Raw genomic sequence first — 20,719 nt, forward strand, 5'->3', positions numbered from 1 at the left:
TCAACTCCGGGGGATGGTGAAGCGGAAAGTCGCTCCTTTTCCCGGCTCGCCCTCCGCCCATACCATCCCGCCGTGCCGCTCCACTATGCGCCGCACCGTCGCAAGGCCGATGCCGAGACCGCTGTACCCGGTCGCATTATCCAGCCGCTGGAAGGGATTGAAAAGGAGGTGGGCCTCAGCCATGTCGAAACCCGCGCCGTTGTCCCGGACGAAATATGCACCGTCCCTGCCGTCCCCGTCAACCCCAAATTCTATCAAGGCCTCGGAATTATTGCCGGTATATTTCCAGGCATTGGAAAGGAGGTTCTCCAGGACCACCTTCAACAGCTCCGGGTCTCCGTCCGCCGATATCTCCCGCGCTATCTCGAACTTCACCTGTCGAGCAGGCTCCCGCAGGCTCAGCTCCGCCGCCATGGACGACGCCATCTTGCTGAGGTCGGCGGGGCCGCGGCCGGGCTCGGTGCGGCCGAAACGGGAAAAGTCGAGGAGCGTGTTGACCAGGTTGGTCATGGACTCCGTTTCCCGGTTGATGATCTCGATGAACTCGCTGCACCGCGGGTCCAGCTTTTCCCGGTAGAGTTCCATGACGACCTGGCAGTAGCCGCTGATCTTGGTGAGCGGGTTGCGCAGGTCGTGGGAAACCGTGTAGCCGTAGGCCTCGAGTTCACGGTTGGCCATCTCCAGTTCCCGGGCCCGCGCCTCCAGGCTCTGGTTCAAAAGCTCGATCTCCCGCGCGCATCTCTCCCGCTCCCTCTCCAGCCTCACCCCCTGCAGGGACTCGTCCACGGCGGCGAAGAGTCTCCCGCTGTCGATGGGCTTCATGAGATAGCGGCTGACGCCGATCTCGATCGATTCCATGAGGTAGTCCTGGTCGGAGTGGGCGCTGGTGACGATGATCCGGGCGCTGCCGTCGTGCTCCATGATCCGCCTGGTCATCTCAATCCCGTTCATCAGGGGGAGGTTGATGTCGGTGATCACCAGGTCCGGCCGAAGCTTGGTGTAGAGGTCTAGTCCGGCAGCACCGTCGGCGGCGCTCTCTATGGAGAGCCCAGGAAAGCGCCTGTCGAGCATGCGGCAGACCGTCTTCCTGGTCATCTCGTCGTCTTCCACATAAAGAAGAGTGAAGATCTCCTCGCTCTTGACCGTGCCGCTCTCCGCGACCAGCCGCAATCCCGTCCTCTCCATCCCCGGGTTCCCGCCCCCCGCCTCGTGAAAGGAGCTGTCGCTCCTGTTGCCTCCCTGCATCATCTCAGACCTCTATGGTGAAGAGTGCGCCCTTCTCGTTGTTGCAGGCCGTCAGCCTGCCGTTCATGTTTTTCTCGATGATGACCTTGGACATGTACAGGCCGATCCCGGTCCCCTTGTCGGGCCCCTTGGTGGTGAAGTAGGGATCGAAGATCCGGTCCTGGATGGCAGCCGGGATCCCCCCCGCGTTATCCCCTATGGTGACCACCGCCCGGCCGTCCTCCTCGAAGAGCCTGATCTCGATCAGCGGCTCCTTTACCTGCCGGTCGCCCAGTGCGTCGCGCGCGTTGAGAAGAATGTTGAGGATCACCTGCGAGTATTCGTTGGGATAGCCGTCGATCAGGGGATCGGCCGCGGCCGAGAGCTCCAACCTGATCCTCTGTGCGGCAAGGCTCGCCCCGACCATCGAGACGACCTTGTCTATCACCTTGCGGGCCCGGAACTCCATCTTCTCCTTTTCGGGGCGGAAGAAGTTCCTGAAGTCGTCGATGGTCTGGGACATGTGCTGGACCAGCCGCATCACGCCGTCGACCGTGCCGGAGAGGTATTCCCTGCTGAAGTCGCCGTACTCGTAGCGCAGCGACAGCTCCTGGATCATGAGGCCGACCGCGTTCAGGGGCTGTCTCCACTGGTGGGCGATGTTGCCGATCATCTCCCCCATCGCCGCCTGGCGGCTCTGCTGGATCAGCAGATGCTCCTTCTCGCGCAGGGCCTCGACCGCCTGCAGCCGCTCGAGGGTCTCCTGCTGCAGCGCCTGCTCGGCCTGCCGGCGGCGTGCCTCCCGCGCCAGGTTGTCGAGGGCGAAGGAGATATCGGCCCCCATCTGCCGCAGCAGCGCCACATGCTGGCGGTCGAAGAAATCCCTTTCGCCGGCGTAGAGGGTGAGGGCGCCGATGACCCGCTCCTCCTCCTTGAGGGCAATCGAGGCGGAGGCACGGATCCCATAGCTCCTCCCCGTCTCGTGCCAGCAGCTGGTACAGGCGTCATGCTGGAAGTCGTTGCAAATGTGATAGGTCCCTTCGCGCAGCGAAATGCCGGTAGGACCCAACCCCTCCGGTTCTTCGTCGTGGGCCGAGATCCTGGTCTCCTCGAGGTAGGCGGTCAGGCCGCTTGCCGCCTGCACCCGGACCTCACCGCCCTCCTGGTCCAGCAGGCCCACCCAGGCCAGCAGGAAGCCCCCCTCTTCCACCGCGATGCGGCAGAAGTCGCGGAAAAGCGATTCCGGGTCCACGGCCCTGACGATGGCCTGGTCCGTTTCGCTCAGCACGGTGTGGAGGCGGTTGAGGCGGCGCAGGGCGGCTTCGGCCCGTTCGCGCTCGGAAATCTCGCCAAGGAGCGTTTCCACCGTGGTGGCCAGCTCCTCGGTCCGCTCCCGCACCCTCTGCTCCAGTTCGTCGTGGGCCCGCCTGAGGGCCGCCTCCGCCATCTTCTTGTCCAGGGCGATGGCGACCATGTCGGCCACGCCGTTCATCAGCGCCAGCTCCTCGTCGGTGAAGCGGGTCCTGGTGCGGGTGCCGAAAGATAGGGTGCCCAGCACCCGCCCCTGTGCGATCAGGGGATGGCAGGCATAGGCCTCGATGCCGTGGGACCTGGCCATGGCCGTCGCGGCGTCGGAGGAATGCTGGACCTCCTGGGCCACCATCCGGCAGGCGTCCCGAGCCGCGCAACCGCAGACTGACTCGCCGTAGTCCAGCCACTCGATGCGCGTCGCCTCCTCTTCATCGATCCCGGCGCAGGCGTTGAGGCGCAGGCGGTGCTGCTCCTCGTCCACCAGGAAGTTTAAGAAGGCCTGGCACTCCAGAAACTCCATCACCCTGCGGCAGATCGAGTTCACCACTCCCTGCGGCGATTCGTTGGCCAGGAGCTCGCCGGCAATCTCGGCCAAAAGGTTGAGCCGCAGGTTGCTGCGGTGCAGGGCCTGCTCGATCTTGCTCCTTTCCGCGATATCGGTGTTGGTGCCGAACCAGCGCACCACCTGTCCGTTTTCGTCGAGCACCGGGAGCACCCTGGTGAGGAAGGGACGGAAGGCCCCGTCTGCGCCGCGCAGCGGGAAGGTCATGTCGAAGGGGGTGCCGGTGGAAAGTGAGGCATGCCAGCGGTCGAGGACGGCGGGAAGGACCTGGGGATCATGCACCGACTGCCAGCCCCAGCCCTCCATATCCTCCGCCGTGGTGCCGGTGTACTGGTACCAGCGCCGGTTGTACCAGCTCAAGGCTCCGTCGGCCTCGGCGATCCAGCAGAGCTGCGGAATGGCGTCGGCCAGGGTCCGGAACTGGGCCTCGCTCTGCCTGAGCGACTCCTCGGCACGGTTTCTCTGGGTGATGTCGGTGACCGAGAGGACCGCCCAAAGGGGCTCCCCGGCCCGGTCGCGGACCAGGGTCCCGCCGTAGCTGAAGACACGCTGCCAGCCCTCCAGCCGGCTGCGCACCTTCACCTCGTAATCCCGCAGGGTCTCGCCCCGCAGGATCCGAGCCATCGGCCACTGTTCCAGCGCCAGTATTCCGTCCCCGGTCGAAAGCTCGAACAGGACGTCGAACTCCTGCAGTGAGCGCCGGACCTGGTCGAGGTCGCCAAAACCGTTCATGGCGAGGGCTGCGGGGTTCCAGTGCAGAAGGTTCCCCTGCGGGTCGGCGATCACCACGCCGTCGTTGAGATGGTCGAGGATAGCCTGCAGCTGCGCCAGGTGCTTTTCCACCTGCTCCTTGCTCTTCCTGAGGGACTCCTCGGCCCTCCTGCGCTCGCTGATATCGCGCGCCACGTGGACCGAGCCGATCCTCCGCCCGCTCCGGTCCAGAACCGGGGAGGTGGTGACCAGGAAGTCGCCGTCCAGGTGCTGATCGTGGATCTCCGCGGCGTGTAAGCCGCCATCCTGCATGGTGCGCACGTGAGGGCAGGAGTCTGGGGGGGAGTCGCTCCCATGGACGCAGTGGTAGCAGAAGCGGTCCTGGCACTCCTCCGGGGAGAGCCCCAGCCGCTCCGTCATGGCCCGGTTGGCCCGGACTATGCGGTGCCGGTCGTCGAGGATGGCGATCAGGTCGGGGACGCTGTCGAAGGTCTGCTCCCACTGCTCCTGGGCAGACTTCAGCTCCTGGTTGGTCGAAAGAAGCGCGGATCGGGAAGCATCGAGTTCCCGTTTGACAGCCTCCAGCTCGGCCCGGGTGCTCCGCAACTCTTCCGCCGGAGTGAGCATCAGGCCGTCTGGGCCTTCTTGTTCATCGTTCATGGTTTTTCCCGCGATATGAGATAGCTGGAGTCCATTGAGTATCACATTAACCCCGGCAGGAAAAGTGGAAACACATGAAGCCGGCTCAATCCTGGCAGATGGTCATGCCGCCCCGTCTTACGTGCTCGGCCCCTGCTCAAACCGCCCGCTGCTGCCGCGCCGTTTCCGGCGCGTCAATCTGCATTCTCAGCTTCTCAAGGGCCTTGGACTCGATCTGGCGGATCCTCTCCCGGGTGACGCCGAAGCTGCGCCCGATGATGTCCAGGGTCTGGGGCTCGCCGTCGTGGAGGCCGAAGCGCAGGGTCAGGACCTTCTTTTCCGTCTCGGTGAGGATGTCAAAGCCCTGGGAGACCAGCTCGTAGCGGTTGAGGTCCTCGAGGTGGGTGGCGGGAGAAACAGCCGAGGTGTCCTCGATGGTATCCATGAGGGAATAGTCGTTACCCTCCCCCAGCTGGCGTTCGATGGAGAAGGTCTTCTTGAGGAGCACCATCAGCCTGCGCACCTGGGCGACATCGACCTCGAGGGCATCGGAAAGCTCCTTAACCGTCGGCTCGCGATTCATCCTGTGGAGCAGTTCGCGGCTCACCCGCAGCATCCGGTTGATGTCGTCGGAGACGTGCACCGGCAGCCTGATCACCCGCGACTGGTTCACGAGGGCCCGCTCGATCGACTGCCTGATCCACCAGGTGGCGTAGGTGGAGAAGCGGCACTCCTTGGAAAGCTTGAAGCGCTCCACCGCCTTGATCAGCCCCAGGTTCCCCTCCTCGATCAGGTCGAGAAAGGGGAGGCCCCGGTTCATGTAGCGCTTGGCTATCTTCACCACCAGCCGCAGGTTCGAGACGATCATCCGGTCCCGCGCCGCCTTGTCGCCGAGGTCGATCCTGGCCGCAAGCTCCCGCTCCTTTTCGGCGGTCAGGAGCTTGGTTTTCTGGATCTCGCGCAGGTAAAGCTTGATCGCGTCGTCGGAGTGCTCGTGGACCGCCGACTTCTCTTCCTCCTCGACCTCGACCTCGGCCTGCTCCACCGGCTCCTCGACCTCGGCCATCTCCAGCTGCTCCACCTCGGTCACGTCATCCAGGAAGAAGGAGTCGTGCTCGTCCAAAATCTCGTGACAATCCATCGTCAGCTCCTATAGCCTTCCACCAGTTTTGGGATGGGACCTCATCGCCTGGCTCCCCCGGGAGCTCTCGTCCCGGAAAGTCGCAGCCAAGATCGGGAGCGGCGCGGGGGCCAGACGATGTCACCTTTAGCAGACAGGGTGGGAGAATTTTCTCATTCTGTTGGCCAGGATGGTGGGATCGATCATCTCGCCGCAGCAGATGCACTTCCAGGCCTGGAACGACCGCACGAAGTCGTAGTATTTGTCGGCGAACATTTTGCCTTTGCATTTTGGACATCTCATTGGTCTACCTCCGTCCAGCAGGGATTAGGGAAGATGAGGAGTAATGGGAGACCATAAGGCAGGAACCGTGCCAGCGCTGCAGCCATCGCGGAAGGACCTGTTTTATCGATGAATTAACAAATGAAAGGGACCTCAGAATGAAAGCGGAGGGGTGCAAAAAATGCGACAGTCATTTCTTCCATCTGCTGGAAAGTTGTCGAAATTACGAGGAAAGAGCTGAATGGTGATTTTTTCGCAGGGGATGATTTTGGTGCGGTACTGTCTAATTTGGAGCAGGGATCGTATGGGCTCACAAGGATAAAGGCAGGTGCAAAGGCAAATCCCCCCTGTCCCCCCTTCGCAAAAGGGGGGGACGTAGAGGGACTTGCCGAGGCGCTTAACGCGGGGGGACAGGGTCAGCACGAGTGGCTGAAAAGAATGACTGCTCCCTCTCCCTCCCGGGAGGGAGAGGAGCACCCCCCCGTCATTCCCGCGGGGGCCTGTCGAGGGGTGTGTCGTGAATCATTACCTGAAGACGAGCCTGTCTATGCTCGCGGTCCCGTTTTTCACCCGCAGCTTCCCGAGCACGCCGGTGGAGCCGGGGGCTGAAGTGAAGCCGCAGTCGTGGCCGCCCTGAAGTTTCACCCTGATGTTCCTGTCCAGGTAGAACTCGCTGCTGAAGTCGAGAGCCTGGAACTGGATCAGGTCCTGGTCGACGGCGGACAGATAGGCGGAAAGGAAGTCGGGATAGAAGGTCGGAACGGCGCCGGAGATCCGGACGGGATCGCTGCTGCACGCGGTGTCGGAGACGGTAATCGAGAGCGGCTTATCGGCGGTCTTCGCCTGGGTGTCGGTCACCCTCGCGGTGAACGAGTAGACGCCGGAACGGTTGGGTGTGCCGCTGATGACGCCGGTCGAGCCGGCAAGAGCGAGGCCACCCGGCAGGATACCGGAGAGCAGGCTCCAAGTGTAGGCAGGTACCCCCCCTTTGGCCGTGACTGTCTGGCTGTAGGACGCTCCGGTGATTCCCGGGAGGAAATCGTCGGTGAGGAGGACCAGGGGCGGAACGGTGACCGCCAGGGTGACGACCTTGGAGGCGATGTTGCCATCCGCATCGGTGAACTGCACGGTGAAGGTCGAGGTACAGGTGGTGGTCGCGGTCCCGGAGACGAGGCCGGAGGAGCCGAGGGTGAGTCCGGAGGGGAGCGCCCCGGAGGTCAGGGTCCAGCTATAGGGTGCCCTGCCGCCGGTGCCGGTCAGGGACTGGCTGTAGGGCTCACCGGTGTATGCTGTCGGGAGCGCGGAAGTGATGATCAACGGCGGGTCGAAGTACTTGAGGGTGAAGATGTCGCTCGTGGCGTTGGAGGTAAATCCACCGACGTAGACGTTCCCGACGCCGTCGACCGCAATGCCGGCGCCGCCGGCCCCGGTCCCGTTTTGGGTGACCTTGGACCAGATGACATCGCCTGAGGGGGTGTACTTGACGGTGGCCGCGCCATAGTAGGAACCGGGGCGTGCGGTCCCGGTGGCGAAAATGTAACCGTCCCTATCGACGGCAAGGGCCGAGCCACCGGAACGGGTCAACCCTGTGGGATTATTGTTCTTGAGCCAGAGGAGATTCCCGGCAGGGTCGTACTTGCCCAGCAGGAAGTCCCGGACCCAATAGCTCTGGTAGGTGGTGCCAATGACGACGGGGCTGCCGGCGGGGTCCAGGGCAACACTGTTGAAATACTCCCTGCGGCCGGGGGTATCGTAGATATTTGACCAAAGGGTGTTCCCGGAGGAGTCGAACTTCAGGATCAGTCCATCGACCACGTTGCTGTCGGTAGTGCTGGTGAGAGTCCCGGCGGCATAGATGTTCCCGCTGCCGTCGACCACCACCTTGTACAGGTTCTCACTCCCCCCCCGGTCGTAAAACTTGTTCCAGAGCACGTTACCGTTCGGGTCCACCTTCCACATCGAAGCGTCCGAATTGCCGGCGTTGTTGCCATAGCCTACGAAGATCGCGTTGTTAGCGCTGTCAGCCGTCACGCCGTTGCAAGAGGCGCCGGTGTAGACCCGATACCAGGCAAGCGCTCCCGAGGGATTGTATTTCATAAGGAGGCATTTGTTGTAGCTCATGTCGAAGTAGTAGCCGGCTATGTATATGCTCTGATCGTTAGCCTGTGCTATGTCATTGGCACTGTAATAGCCATGTCCGATGAAAGGCTGTTTCAACAGAAGGTTCCCTGCACTGTCGTACTTCAGTGTCAAAAGCCCACCGGAGATGTCATAAGAAGAGTCGCCTGCGACATACAAATTCTGGGAACCGTCCAGGATCACACCGCCGGTTGTCTCACTCTTGCCGTAATCCAGCACCCTCCCCCACAGCTCGATGACTGAGTCGGTCGAGGCCCTCATGGTGAGGTTGATCGATGCCTTCTGGTCCAGGGTATCGGTTGCCGTCGCCGTCATCGCATAGCTTCCGGCGGAAGTCACCCCACCCGATATTTCGCCGGTCTCGGGATTCAGCGTCAGTCCCGGAGGGAATCCGCCGGTGATAGTCCAGGTATAGGGGGGCTTGCCACCTTCGGCCTTGAGGACGTCGCTGTACGGAACATGGGTGTTGGCTTCGTGGAGATAGTTGGTGGTGATCACGATGGTCGGACAGGGGACCACCACGGTCCCGGCCGGAGAGGTGAAGGTCAGCTTTTCCGAGGCCAGCGACGGCGTCCAGCTACCGCTGTAGATGCCGTCCCCGGCAAAGGTGTCGGGGGCGACGCCGTCGTCGTGGAGCGTCACCGTCTGTCCTCCGAGGGTGGTCATGGTGACGGGGGCGACCGGGTTGGCGCAGTTTACGCTGAGAGCAGAAACCGTCGCGGCCGTCCCCACCACCGGTACCGAAGGATAATCGATGGGAGCCAGCAGCGGGCTGTCAGTGCAGTTGAGCGAGCGGTAGGCATTGATCCTTTTTCCCGAAAGGGTTACGCCGGCCATGGCGGGATCGCCGGCGGAGAGTATGAGGTTCTTGATCTGTCCCGCAGTCCTCGAAAGGTTCCCGGACTTGATCAGCGCGGCCAGGCCGGCCACGTGCGGGGCCGCCATCGAGGTGCCGCTGTAGTTTTCGTAGTTGCCGCCGGGGGTGGTGCTCAGGATAGTCTCCCCAGGCGCTGCCACCTGGACGCTCTTCCTGCCGTAGTTCGAGAAGGAGGCCCTGAGGTCACCGGAGCCGGTGGCTGCGACGGAGACGACGTTGGGGAGCTTGTAGGCGGACGGGTAGTCGGGGATGGTGTCGTTGCTCTTCGAGTCGTTGCCGGCGGAGGCGATGAAGAGGATATCCTGCTGGGCGTTGATGGCGTCGTAGAGCGATTGCGAGAAACCGGGACCGCCCCAACTGTTGTTGGTGGCGACGATATTGACCCCGGTGGCCTTGAGAGCCTTCACGTATTGCAGACAGGCTATGGCCGCGCTGCTCGAGTAGTTGTTGGAGGTGCTGCCGATCTTGCAGGGGAGGATCTTCACGTTCCAGTTGACGCCGGTGACGCCGAGCGCGTTATTTCCCACCGCGCCGATGGTCCCGGCCACATGTGAGCCGTGCCCGAGGGGGTCGAGGACGTTGGTGGTCCCGTCCAGGGGGCTGATCCCGTGTATATCATCGACATAGCCGTTGCCGTCGTCGTCGAGTCCGTTGCCGGCGATCTCGCCGGGGTTCAGCCAGATGTTGGCGGCGAGGTCGGGATGGTTGTAGTCGGCGCCGCTGTCGATCACCGCCACCACCACGGAGGAGTTCCCGGTGGTGGAATCCCAGGCCGCCGGGGCGTTGATCTTGGCCATCCCCCACAACTGGCTGTAGCTCGGGTCGTTGGGAACCGCGTGCGGCGAGTACAGGAAATCAGGCTCGGCATATTCGACGTCGGGATCGGCCTGGTAGAGCTCGATCGCCTCCTCGGCGCTGATCCCTTTTTCAAGCTTCACGTGATGCAGCCGCAGTGACCTGAACTCCTTGAGCTTTTTACCATGAGCCTTATTGTGCAAGTCGTCCTTATTCTTCTCCGACACATCCGGCTTGAACTTCACCAGGATCTCGTCGGCCTTGTACGGCATCCGGCCGGGGTGCTTCTTGCGTGGACCGTCATCGTCCGCCGTCTCGATTGCATTGCTCGCTCCTGTCGCGGTGGAATTCTTCTCGGTCACTACGGCAAGTACTTCTTTAGAGCAGAAAAAAAGCGCAATCAACAAAGAGAGTGCTGCAGCTGCCTGCTTCATGGGACCCCTCCAGGTATTGATTTGGCTTCTAGCGTCCGCTTCCCTGAGGGTGACAATGCCACAGCATCGTAAGAGCGTGACTGACGGAGTTCAGCGACAGACAACGCTTCAGCCTCCAACTGTCACGGCATCATCAACACCGAGAGATATATTTAAAAATACTTAATCTATGACAGTAAATATATACACCTGCTCTACCTGGGACGCAACGCCCCCGCGGCAGAAAGATTCCCCTCCTTCTGCAAGAAACCAAGACCGATTGTTTTGCATGGGCCTTGATGAAAAATCATTCCACTTGCTGCTGCGTCCTTCTAACGAAAAGCTCTCTTATTTATCCGGATTATCCCCGAAGTATCCTCAAGGGGTTGATGTTCCGCAGCAAATCCGCTATCTTCTACTTTCTTTTTTACGAACAGCCAGTTTAAAAAGGACCAGAAGACCGTGATAAAAAAAAACGATGCCATCTATGCCGCGCCCCTGCAGGAAATGATCGATTTTCAATTCGATGAACGGGTCGTCGCTGTCTTTCCCGACATGATACAACGCTCGGTCCCCGGCTACGGGATGATCATATCCAATATCGGCATCCTCGCCGCGAAATACGCCCAGGCCGGGAGCCACTGCTATGACCTCGGCTGTTCCCTCGGGGCGGTTAGCCTCGCCATGCGCCAGCGGATCAATCAGCCGGACTGTGACATTATTGCTGTCGATAACTCCCCGGCGATGATCGAGCGCGGCCGTGAGCTCTTGGCTCGCGATTCTGTGCCGACCGTTCCGGTGACGATGATCTGCGCCGATCTCCAGGAGGTCACCATTGAGAACGCCTCGGTCGTCGTCCTCAACTTCACCCTGCAGTTCATCCCCCCGGCGCAGCGTCTGGCGCTGATTCAGCGGATCTATGCGGGGCTCAAACCGGGCGGCATCCTCATCCTCTCCGAGAAGATCGCTTTTAGCGAGCCGGGGCGGCAGCACTTTCATCAAGAACTGCATCACGACTTCAAACGGGCCAACGGCTACAGCGATCTCGAGATCAGCCAGAAGCGGTCAGCGCTGGAGAAGGTGATGATCCCCGAGACCCTCCCCTGTCATCAAGAGCGGCTGCAGGCTGCAGGATTCTCTTCCTCTGATCTTTGGTTCCAGTGCTTCAACTTTGCCTCTCTGGTAGCGATTAAATGAACTTCTACGATTCCCTCTATCCGCAACTCGCGGCCATGGGCCAGGAGCGCTGGTCAGAGCAGCTGCAAGCGACCCTGCCGGAGAGACTGGCCCTCGAAAGTCACGGCAAGATGGCAGGCATGCTGAGCGCTCTGCAGTCGCTGCCGGAGATACGCCCGTCCCGAATTGCGCTGCAAGACAACGTCACCATCGGCTCTAGCGCCGATCTCGGTCAAGTCAACCGCGAAGAGCTGATAGCCCGACTCCAGGCCTTTCACCCCTGGCGCAAAGGCCCCTACAATTTCTTCGGCATCGAGATCGATACCGAGTGGCGGTCCGACTGGAAGTGGGAGCGCCTTCTGCCGCACATTCAGCCGCTGGCCGGACGCAGAGTCCTCGATGTCGGCTGCGGCAACGGCTATCACGGCTGGCGCATGCGCGGCGCCGGCGCCGACTTCGTCCTCGGCATCGAGCCCTTCCTGGTTTCGGTGCTGCAGTTCCAGGTGATGCAACGCTACCTATGCGATCCGCAGCATCATGTCATCCCCATCGGCATCGAGGATGTCCCCCCTAATCTCGCCTGCTTCGACAGCGTCTTCTCCATGGGCGTCCTCTACCATCGTCGTTCCCCCCTCGACCATCTTTTCGAGCTCAAGGGCTGCCTGCGCCCGGGGGGAGAATTGATCCTGGAGACGCTGATTGTCGAAGGGGATCAGGAGACGATCTTCATGCCGCAAGGACGTTACGCCAAGATGCGCAATGTCTGGTTCCTCCCGTCGATTGCGGCGATGACCTTGTGGCTTGAGCGCTGCGGGTTCACGGAGATTGCCTGCGTCGACACCAACCGTACCAGCCGCGAGGAACAGCGCTCGACGGAGTGGATGCACTTTGAGTCGCTGGCGGATTTTCTTGATCCGGATGATGCGGAGAAGACGATTGAAGGGCACCCGGCACCGCTGCGGGCGATCTTTACAGCGACGAGGCCTTAGACAATGAGCAGCAGCCAGAAGGGATGGTTTCGGTCGGGATAGGGGGGAAATTCATTACGGCGATTATTACGGCAAGGACGAAAAAGGCCTACGGTCAAAAACCGTAAGCCTTTGTTTTTATTGGCGCGCCCGGAGAGATTCGAACTCCCGACACCCTGGTTCGAAGCCAGGTACTCTATCCAGCTGAGCTACGGGCGCGTGATCTTCTAGAGACCCTACATCATAAATTAGTTTTTGAAAAGGGTGTAATGAGAGGAAATGAAGTGGCCAGGGCCGCTTTCCCGAACTTAGGGGAGCGGCCCTGGCCTTTTTTGCTTCAGGTTGCTTTACTTATTGTGGCAGGTCAGACAGAGAGCGCTGTTTCTGTCGCTCATCACCAAGCGTCCCCTTTCGCTACTTAGCGGGTCATGGCAGGTCAGGCACCCCACCTTGCCGTTTATGAAGACCATCTTCCCGCTGTCATTCCAGACCTGCTTGAAATTCCTGCCGCCGCCGGCATAGCGGGCGTAGTCCATGCCGATCGGGTGATCGGGACCGCTGACCCCGTTGTGCTTGCGGTGAGGATCGTTCCTCACGTCGGCGGCTACCGCAATGGCTTCAACTCCATCATGGCACGCCAGGCAGGCGGAGGAGAACTGATCAATCCCAGCAGTGATCTTTTCTTCCTTGACCTCGAACCCCCACATGTTGACCGAAGATTCCTCCTCATCACTTTTGCTTTCCGGTCGATAAGAGGCCTGGGTGATGTTGCCGTACATGTTGTCGACCTCGCCGCCCGCCGCAGATCCTTCCCCCTGGGCGGCAGAGAGCTTCACCAGGTATTCCCTCCTGGCGCTCACCGAGTTCTGCAACTGCATCGAGTAGGTGCAGTTTCGGGTGCTCTGCATGGTAGCGGGAGCGCCGATGTAGCCGGCAAGCGTCATCTGAGCCGAACAGCTTACCGCGACTCCGACCAGGCAAGATAGTATCGGGCGTGCCGCTGCTTTTATCCTGTCTTTGATCATGGCTGACCTCCCGTTGGTTGTTGCTCTCAACCACTACAAATGGGATACCAGTCGGCCATGATGTCAGAAACGGGGCGTATCGGTTCGTTTTATAAGGAATAATTCCGGCATGGCGTGACAATTTCGAAGGTCAATTTCATTTAGTCGATGTTCAGATACTGAACAGCTAACAGCGACCTATTGTTCGGGTCGCGATGGATCCGGCAGCAGCAACGCCGTCACCGGCGAGAAAAATCAAGAGCTGAGATTAACCGGTCCAAAGAAAGGCAGCTGCCATGCAGGGGATAGATCTGATGACGAGAAGTGGGCTGACCGGAGGAGTTCCGCCGCCGCCATCGTGGTGGCGGAGAGTCGTGGCCGACAGGCGGAAGCCGGGAAAATGTCATAAAATCTTATACTTTGGAGTTGAAGTCATGCGAAGCATAGTATATATTGGGCCGACTACCTATCACCTGGGGAAGAATTGTGGCGAGAAATAACTTTGCTCTCATAGCGACCATAGTATCGGCTCTCTGCTCTTCCCCCGCATCCGCAGCCGTCGCCAAAGGGAAAGGTGCCTCCGAACCCCCGGGTACCATTTCTCTCACCCCCTCCGTGGGCGCCTACGTTTTCGGCGGCTCAGAGTACCTCAACCCCTCCGCACTCTATGGCCTCAAACTCAGCTACGACATAGTCGGCAAGACCATCGCCGACAGCATAGGAGTCGAGGTAAGCGCCAATTACTTCAGCACCACTTCCACCAAGGGAGCCGGCAAGGCTGACGGGTATCTATACCGCCTCGATGCCCTCTTCCCCTTCACGCCGAACAAGAAGATCGTCCCTAACATCGCTCTCGGCCTCGGCGGCATGCAGATCAAGCGCGGCGACAGTACCAGCGGAGACTTCCTGTTCAACTACGGAGCAGGAATAAAGTACTTCCTGGAAGAATGGCTGGCGCTGCGGGCCGACCTCCGTCACCTGGTCGTCTACAACAAAATCAACACCAGGAACAATTTCGAGCTCAGCGTGGGTATCAGTTACCTCTTCGGGAAGGAGCACAAGAAGAAGGTGGCCCCGCCGCCGACAATCCGGACCTCGGCAGTCAGGCCGCTGGAAGAGATCGCCAAGAAGAAGGCTCCGCCGGTGGTGGTCGACCAGGCACTGATGCAGAAACTGGGACTGGGGAGCTCCTCAGCGCTGGGCATCACGCCGCCCGTCTCGCCCTTCAAGGTCTACGTTCCCGAGACCACGCCGACCATGGGGCCGCTCGTCAACATGCCTCCGTCAGCCACGACGACCGAGGTTCCGGCTCCCGAGGTTTCCGCTCCGGCTGCGACAGCTCCGGATCAGGCACCGACTCAGGCAGCACCGGTTCAGGCAGCTCCGGCTCCGGCAGCTCCGGCTCCGGCAGCATCGGCTCCGGCAGCATCGGCTCCGGCAGCATCGGCTCCGGCAGCACCGGCTCCGGCAGCACCGGCTCCGGCTCCGGCGGCTCCGGCAGCGCCCGCTGAGACAGCACCGGCTCCGGCAGCTCTGGCTCCGGAGGTTTCCGCCCCGGCCCCCGCGCCCGTCATCGTTACGCCTCCGGTGGTCACCGTGCCGCCGACTACGGCAGCACCCCAGGCTGAAACGATCCCGGAACTCTCCGAGCCGCCGGCCGCTCCGGAGGGTTCAGAAATACCAGGAGAGGATCTCCCGGAAATCCTTGCGCTGGTACAGATACCTCCTGCAGAGGTCACCACCCCGGCGCCGGAATCGACCAAGGCCAAGGAGAAGCAGCCCGCGCCTAAGGTGGTCAAGACTATAATCATCGAGTTCGATACCGACAGCTGGACCATCAAGGCGAAGTACTACAAGCTCCTCAAGGAAATCGCCCTGCTGACCAAGAACACGCCGGTGATGCTGACCCATATCGACGGCCACACCGACAGCACCGGCAATGATCTTCACAACATCAGGCTGTCCAAGCGTCGCGCTGAGAGTGTGAAGGAGTTCCTCGTCAAGTTCGGTGCCTCCGCCTCCCGCATTTCCACCGGCGCACACGGGCCGAAGCAACCGGTGGCGGAGAACAAGACGCGGGTAGGAAAGCAGAAAAACCGCCGCGCTGTGACCATCGTCACCATCGCCCAGGGAAAGGGCTCCACCCCACGTAAGGGCAAATAGCCTGCGCCCGCGGTTTATCTCTTCCCTGGCGCGAGGAAATGCTGTATAACGGTTGCGGCCCGAAACTAGATTAATAAAATCCGATGTAATCGGGAAAAATCACGGAGACAGGAGTTCAGAATGAAGAGAAATACGAAGCTGCTTCTCACTGGATTTACCTTGGCAGTGCTGGCTACCACTCAGGGATGCACCACCGTTGGCAACGCGACCAAAGGCGAGGAGGCCACACCGGCCATCTCCGCGCTTTCGGGAAAGGTGGTTGAGACCATGGATGGCGGTGGCTACACCTACATCTGCCTGGAGAAAGACGGCAAGAAGACCTGGGCCGCGGCACCGGTCATGAAGGTGAGCGTAGGGCAGCAGTTATCCCTTCAGCCGGGCGGGGAAATGCAGAACTTCTCCAGCAAGGCGCTGAACCGCACCTTCGACAAGATCATCTTCTCTTCCGGCGTCGTGCAGGACGCCTCTGCCAAGGCAACCGCAGCCCACAGCGCCGTGGCCGACTCGACGGTAGCAATCCTGGAGGGAAAGGTTCTTGAGACCATGAACTCCGGCGGGTACACCTACATCCTTCTGGAAAAGGGCGGCAAGAAGGCTTGGTCGGCGATACCGACTGCCCAGGTCAAGGTCGGTGACGAGATCCAGCTCATCCCGGGCATAGATATGGGCAAGTTCTCCAGCGCCACCTTGAAGCGCAGCTTCGACAATATCCACTTCTCCGCTGGTATCAAAGGGAAGCCAGGTGCCGAAGCCCCGAAAGAGGCCCTGCCGGAAGGTCATCCCCCCATGAAGGCTGCTGACCAGGCCGCCTCCGCTGCTGCTCCTGCCGCCGCGGCCGCTGCCCCCGCAACTGCCAGCGCTCTGCAGTTCCAGAACATCTCCGGCAAGGTCGCCGAGACCATGGATGCCGCCGGCTACACCTATGTCGCCATCGAGAAGGACGGGCAGAAGGTGTGGGTCGCCGTCCCCACCACCAAGGTCAGCGTCGGTGAGGAGATCTCCTTCCAGCCTGGCGCCGTGATGCCGAACTTCACCAGCAAAAGCCTCAACCGCACCTTCGACAAGATCATCTTCAGCAACGGGAGAGCCGCGAAGTAAGAGTTGCCGCGGTTGCCAACGCGGCGTTTCGTGCCGCCGCAACGCGTTGATGCCTGAGGTCACAATGAAAGAGCCCCGCTTCCTTCGAAGCGGGGCTCTTTTTTTGTCAGCTACGGCATAGGCGGTGGCACGGGACGGACCCCGATATAGGTGAGGGCCCTGTCCTTGTCGTCGGAGGTGAAGTCATCGTCTACCGGCAGGTTCTGGATGGTCACATACACTGAGTCGTCCTGCAGCGTGTTGTCGAGGTAGTCGATGGAGTCGTAGATCAGCCTCCTCCCGTAGTAGTCGTTGTGCGCATAGGCACCCGGATCTCCCCACAAAAGCCTCAGGTTGAAAGCCGCCCCCATCAGGTCCGAAGGGAACACGCCGGTGGCTGCCTGATAGATGGCGCCCCAATTCGTGTACTGGTTACCCGGCCCCTGCTGGGCCTTTACCTTCTCCGAGAAGTAATAAGGCGAACGTGACGGGTTGAAGTAGATCTCTTTGGTGGCCAGAGCCGCGGCCAGAGCCTTGAGCGACGAGGCAAACATCTCCCTCCTCTCGTTCATGATGGTCGGGTTGATGATGACGGCCTTGCTGGTCAGATGGCAGCCCCAGCAGAGTTCGTCAAAGGCCGTGATCTTGGCGATGGCCCCTCCTGCGCTGGAGACCGGCGTGAAGAGATGGGGCCTGGCGGTCGACATGTGGCAGCCGACACAGGGTCCCTGGACACTGGTGCCGATGCCCCGATGGGTGGCATACGGGGGTGGATCGTAGGTCCTGGAGGCATGGGTGTAGGTGTAGCCCGTGGTCTGGAATAGGACACCGGCGGCCGCCTTGCCGTGCGGATCGATGAAGGGCGTGTTGTTCAGGAAGGCCAGGGGCAGCCTCTTCAGGGTCAATCCGGCCATGGTTCCGCTGTGGCAGACGAGGCAACCGTTGGACGACCCGACGTTCGACAGGGCGTCGGGTTGATACTTGATCTTTGCCACGCCGGGCGCGCTGTAGTTGTAGAAGAACCTGACCAGCGGCACATCCCGCCTCTTGTAGGCCCGAACGATGCTGTCACTCTCCCAGTCGTAATAGTCGTACGAACGGAAGGGGGTCGGGTCATGGCAGGCGGAGCAGGCGATCATCTCACGGGTCCGATCAGGCTGTTCACCCTGCGGCAGGGGCCTTAAGTCGCTGAAGCCGGACTTCACGTAGTTGATGAACCCGGTGGTGGTGTGACATTTCACGCAGTCTTTCCCGATGGCATTTTCCGTGGCCGGGGTCGCGGTACCGAAGAGCTTGAAGTCCTCGGTCACATAGGAAGCGGAGCGGGCGTTCCCCTTTCCGGTCCTTGCCCACTGCGCGTTGGCCGAATAGACCTCGAAGCTGGCAACCTGGTTCTCGTCCAGGGTGGTGTGGCAGTTGTCGCAGTTCACATTGGCGGTGACGTACTGGGCGGTGGTGAAGGTGGAGAAGTGGGGATAGCCCATCGACACCGGCTTGGGATCATGACGGGTGTGGCAGCGGGTGCACAGCCCCTTGCTCTGCCAGCTGTGCAGGTTGTGGCACTGCAGGCAGTTGGCGCTCATCTGGGTACCGGCCTTCAGCATCTGTGCTGACGGGTGCGCGACCTGGGCCGCGGGGGCGTGGCAATCGGCGCAGGACGCCCCGTTCGCCTTTTTGCCGTGCTTGCTGTTGTTGTAAATGGAGACGATGGTGCTGTCACCCTCCTTGTCCGTGCTGTGGCAGACGCTGCATGACGACGAGGCGTGGGCGGATCCCGCCAGGAACGTGCCGGCATCGCCGCGCTCCGCAGGCTCGCTCAGCAGCGCCGCTATGGTCGGCTGCAGGTCGACACCGCGGTCCACCGATCCGTTCACAAGCCAGTCTATCGAGTCCCTCAACAGCCGCTTCGTGTAGGCCGGGTTGTGGACATAGGCTCCCTGGTCGTGCGAGAGGAGGCTGAAGTTGAAAGCCGCTCCCATGTTCCCCGCTCCGGTTTTAGTCCCGCCCCAGTCCGTGCTGGTGAAGTACGGGTAGACTGGCTTGCCTTGGGCATCGAGGACCGGCGCGAAGCCCTTATTGGTCAGCGCAACCTGCAACGCCTTGAGGGTCGCGCTAAACTGGGCCCGCCGTTCCGCAACAAGCTGCGAGGTCATCCCGCCGTCCTTGTGGCACTCGCCGCAGACCGCCCCGACGGCGGCGGTGTAGCTGTGGGTCCCCCGCTGCATGTGGCATCCGACGCAGGGGCCGGAGCCTGCCGCGACCATGGCGCTCGAGTGGTCGATGGCGTAGTTGCCGTAGGACTGACCGGGGTAATGGTATCCGGTGGCGCCGAGAAGCTGGCCGCCGGCGCTGAGGTAATGACCGTCGAGGTAGGGGGTGTTGTGCCAGAAGCTGCTCGAGTACGCCTTGTGGGCGGTGCTGGCGGCGATGGCGGCGATGGTCGCTCCGCTCAGGCGGCCGCTGTGGCAGTTGAGGCAGATGTTCGATTTCTTCAGGTCTGGATAGCTGCGACTGACTATCAGTTTCCCGGTCGTCGACGAGCTGTAGTTGTAGTAGGCGCTCACATTGGCCGGGCTACGGACGCTGAAATCGGCGTTATGACAGGCGCTGCAGGCCAGCGGCTCGGAAGAGTGATCGGAGGTAGTCCCCATAGGGTCGAGCTTCCCTCCCCCAAGGAACTGGATGAAGCCGGCGGCGCTGTGGCATCTGACGCAGTCGGAACTGACGGAGTTGGTGGGCGCGGTGCTGCCGGGGGTCCCGGCTGCCTTCCAGTCGTGACGGCTGGAGTTCTTCCAGGCCGGGGAAGCGGTATTGCCGTGGCCAGACCCTCCCCAATCCTGGCGGTATTGATCGATTGCCGCATCGTCGGTCGTTCCGGGCGCGCCCCCCTTGTGGCAATCGGCGCAGGCCGTGCGGGTGGTGACGTAGGCGGCCGCATAGTTGACGTTGGCGTAGGAGGTGTAGCCGTTGAAATGCTGGCGCGAGGCGGTCGAATCGAAGAGATGGGCGGTGTGACAGCTCCGGCATGCGCCGGCAAGGGTCGTTTCCAGGGCGTTGTGCACCGCGTTCGGGGAGAAGGTGGTGCTGTGGCAGCGCTGGCAGAATGTTCCGGTGAAGGTCACGCCAACGGCATGGGAAGTGTGGCAGTCAACGCAGCTCACAGCGCTTGCATGGGCGGAGGCGTTGTACTGGGCCAGGATTTCGGGATTATAGGTGACATGGCATTCAGCGCAGGAATTCACGGGGCGCTGGATGGTGAAGTGCGAGTAGAACTCGGGGTCGTGGCAGCTCTGGCAGGAAACAGGGACGACCGGAGTCGACGCGTGCTTGGAGGAAAGGTACCCGGTGACGTAAGCCGGACTCCGGTCCACGTGGCAACAGGTGCAGGACTGTGATTGGTAGACCTGCCTGGTGACCGCGGTCACAACGACGTTGGCGGAGTTGCTGTGCCCAAGCCCGTCGCTTACGGTAAGGGTGATGCTGTATTCGCCGGTCTGGTTGGCGTAGAAGGTGGGCTTGACGGCGGTGGAATCGGTGAAGCCCCCTGTCAATCCGGGAGGGTTGGTCGAGGTAAGGGACCAGTCGTAGGAAAGAGTACCGATGGCAGTGGTGCTCTGCGAGGCGTCAAGCTGGACGCCGTAGTCGCTCCCGAGTCCTGTGGTCTGCGAAGTCGCGGGCAGGGCGACGGCGGTTACCTTCGGGGCCACCGCGAAGGACGCCCACAGGGTATGATTGGCGTTGATGGCCCGGAAGGTGTAGCTTGAAACCGCTCCCACTGATTGGCCGTCGACCTTGACATCAACGACCATGTAGCCGCTGTTCGGATTGATATTGAAGGTGTAATCCTTGCCGTACTGCAGTGCACTGGGGGCCGGCGAGCTGAAGGCCGGCACGATGGCTCCCGCCCCCGAGATCGTCGAGGTGACGCTGTAGGTGGCGGCGGTGAAGTAAGCGACCAGATACTGGGTCCCTGTTTTCTTGTTTACCGTGTAGGTGCCGCCGGCATTTTTGGGGATGATGACGCCGCTGACACGAACGGAGCTGACATTGTAGCCGCCGGCAGGGGTCACGGTGAAGTTCGCGGAAGCGACGGTGTCGGCGTACGAAGAGGTTCCCGGTGGAGAGACGGTACCGGCACCCGATGACGGTGAGGTGGACGCCGATACATACCAGGTCGCGTGGGCGAGAGCCGGCGCCATCAGCATGAGAATCAGCACAAGCAGCTTGAACGCTTTCGAAGACATGTCTTCCTCCTTTT

General features: G+C 61.3%; 11 protein-coding genes and 1 tRNA gene. 4 read left to right on the forward strand and 8 right to left on the reverse strand.

Going from position 1 to position 20,719, the window contains the following annotated elements:
• From AC11W3_RS16075 to AC11W3_RS16095, 5 genes are all read right to left on the reverse strand, one after another.
• Positions 1-1,248 carry a sensor histidine kinase gene (locus AC11W3_RS16075; RefSeq protein WP_484088654.1) on the reverse strand — a complete coding sequence of 416 codons (1,248 nt, stop codon included), beginning with the start codon at positions 1,246-1,248 and terminating at the stop codon, positions 1-3.
• Between the two features lies 1 nt (position 1,249).
• The gene (locus AC11W3_RS16080) at positions 1,250-4,468 is read right to left on the reverse strand and encodes a PAS domain S-box protein (protein ID WP_484088653.1); all 3,219 of its coding nucleotides are present in this window, start codon (positions 4,466-4,468) and stop codon (positions 1,250-1,252) included.
• Between the two features lie 136 nt (positions 4,469-4,604).
• The gene (locus tag AC11W3_RS16085) at positions 4,605-5,588 is read right to left on the reverse strand and encodes a sigma-70 family RNA polymerase sigma factor (protein WP_484088652.1); all 984 of its coding nucleotides are present in this window, start codon (positions 5,586-5,588) and stop codon (positions 4,605-4,607) included.
• Between the two features lie 126 nt (positions 5,589-5,714).
• A complete protein-coding gene (locus AC11W3_RS16090; RefSeq protein ID WP_484088651.1) occupies positions 5,715-5,870 on the reverse strand; it encodes a hypothetical protein in 156 nt (51 codons plus the stop codon).
• A 504-nt stretch (positions 5,871-6,374) separates the two neighbouring features.
• Positions 6,375-10,094, reverse strand: coding sequence for a S8 family serine peptidase (locus tag AC11W3_RS16095; protein WP_484093345.1), 3,720 nt, complete (start codon positions 10,092-10,094; stop codon positions 6,375-6,377).
• 441 nt (positions 10,095-10,535) lie between these two features.
• Between AC11W3_RS16095 and cmoA the strand changes: the two genes are divergently transcribed.
• Both cmoA and cmoB read left to right on the forward strand, forming a co-directional pair.
• Complete coding sequence (cmoA, locus tag AC11W3_RS16100) at positions 10,536-11,270, forward strand: carboxy-S-adenosyl-L-methionine synthase CmoA (protein WP_484088649.1); 735 nt, start codon at positions 10,536-10,538, stop codon at positions 11,268-11,270.
• Complete coding sequence (gene cmoB / locus AC11W3_RS16105) at positions 11,267-12,238, forward strand: tRNA 5-methoxyuridine(34)/uridine 5-oxyacetic acid(34) synthase CmoB (protein WP_484088648.1); 972 nt, start codon at positions 11,267-11,269, stop codon at positions 12,236-12,238. The genes cmoA and cmoB overlap by 4 nt, the downstream gene beginning before the upstream one ends.
• A gap of 121 nt (positions 12,239-12,359) precedes the next feature.
• Here the strand turns inward: cmoB and AC11W3_RS16110 are convergent.
• Positions 12,360-12,436 (reverse strand) — tRNA-Arg (locus AC11W3_RS16110).
• A gap of 128 nt (positions 12,437-12,564) precedes the next feature.
• Positions 12,565-13,242, reverse strand: a complete 678-nt coding sequence (locus tag AC11W3_RS16115; RefSeq protein ID WP_484088647.1) for a cytochrome c3 family protein — start codon at positions 13,240-13,242, stop codon at positions 12,565-12,567.
• A 465-nt stretch (positions 13,243-13,707) separates the two neighbouring features.
• On the opposite strand from AC11W3_RS16115, the gene AC11W3_RS16120 reads away from it, so the two are divergent.
• Both AC11W3_RS16120 and AC11W3_RS16125 read left to right on the forward strand, forming a co-directional pair.
• A complete protein-coding gene (locus tag AC11W3_RS16120; protein WP_484093346.1) occupies positions 13,708-15,384 on the forward strand; it encodes an OmpA family protein in 1,677 nt (558 codons plus the stop codon).
• 120 nt (positions 15,385-15,504) lie between these two features.
• A complete protein-coding gene (locus tag AC11W3_RS16125) occupies positions 15,505-16,482 on the forward strand; it encodes a GW dipeptide domain-containing protein (RefSeq protein WP_484088645.1) in 978 nt (325 codons plus the stop codon).
• Positions 16,483-16,592: 110 nt separating this feature from the next.
• Here the strand turns inward: AC11W3_RS16125 and AC11W3_RS16130 are convergent, their stop codons facing one another.
• Complete coding sequence (locus tag AC11W3_RS16130; protein WP_484093347.1) at positions 16,593-20,705, reverse strand: PKD domain-containing protein; 4,113 nt, start codon at positions 20,703-20,705, stop codon at positions 16,593-16,595.
• Between the last annotated feature and the right edge of the window lie 14 nt (positions 20,706-20,719).

The organism is Geomonas sp. (assembly GCF_056994735.1).

Coding starts and splice junctions, on each gene's coding strand:
- AC11W3_RS16125 (WP_484088645.1), top strand. CDS start 15,505: ATGAAGAGAAATACGAAGCTGCTTCTCACTGGATTTACCTTGGCAGTG.
- AC11W3_RS16080 (WP_484088653.1), bottom strand. CDS start 4,468: ATGAACGATGAACAAGAAGGCCCAGACGGCCTGATGCTCACTCCGGCG.
- AC11W3_RS16130 (WP_484093347.1), bottom strand. CDS start 20,705: ATGTCTTCGAAAGCGTTCAAGCTGCTTGTGCTGATTCTCATGCTGATG.
- AC11W3_RS16095 (WP_484093345.1), bottom strand. CDS start 10,094: ATGAAGCAGGCAGCTGCAGCACTCTCTTTGTTGATTGCGCTTTTTTTC.
- AC11W3_RS16115 (WP_484088647.1), bottom strand. CDS start 13,242: ATGATCAAAGACAGGATAAAAGCAGCGGCACGCCCGATACTATCTTGC.
- AC11W3_RS16090 (WP_484088651.1), bottom strand. CDS start 5,870: ATGAGATGTCCAAAATGCAAAGGCAAAATGTTCGCCGACAAATACTAC.
- AC11W3_RS16075 (WP_484088654.1), bottom strand. CDS start 1,248: ATGATGCAGGGAGGCAACAGGAGCGACAGCTCCTTTCACGAGGCGGGG.
- AC11W3_RS16085 (WP_484088652.1), bottom strand. CDS start 5,588: ATGGATTGTCACGAGATTTTGGACGAGCACGACTCCTTCTTCCTGGAT.
- cmoB (WP_484088648.1), top strand. CDS start 11,267: ATGAACTTCTACGATTCCCTCTATCCGCAACTCGCGGCCATGGGCCAG.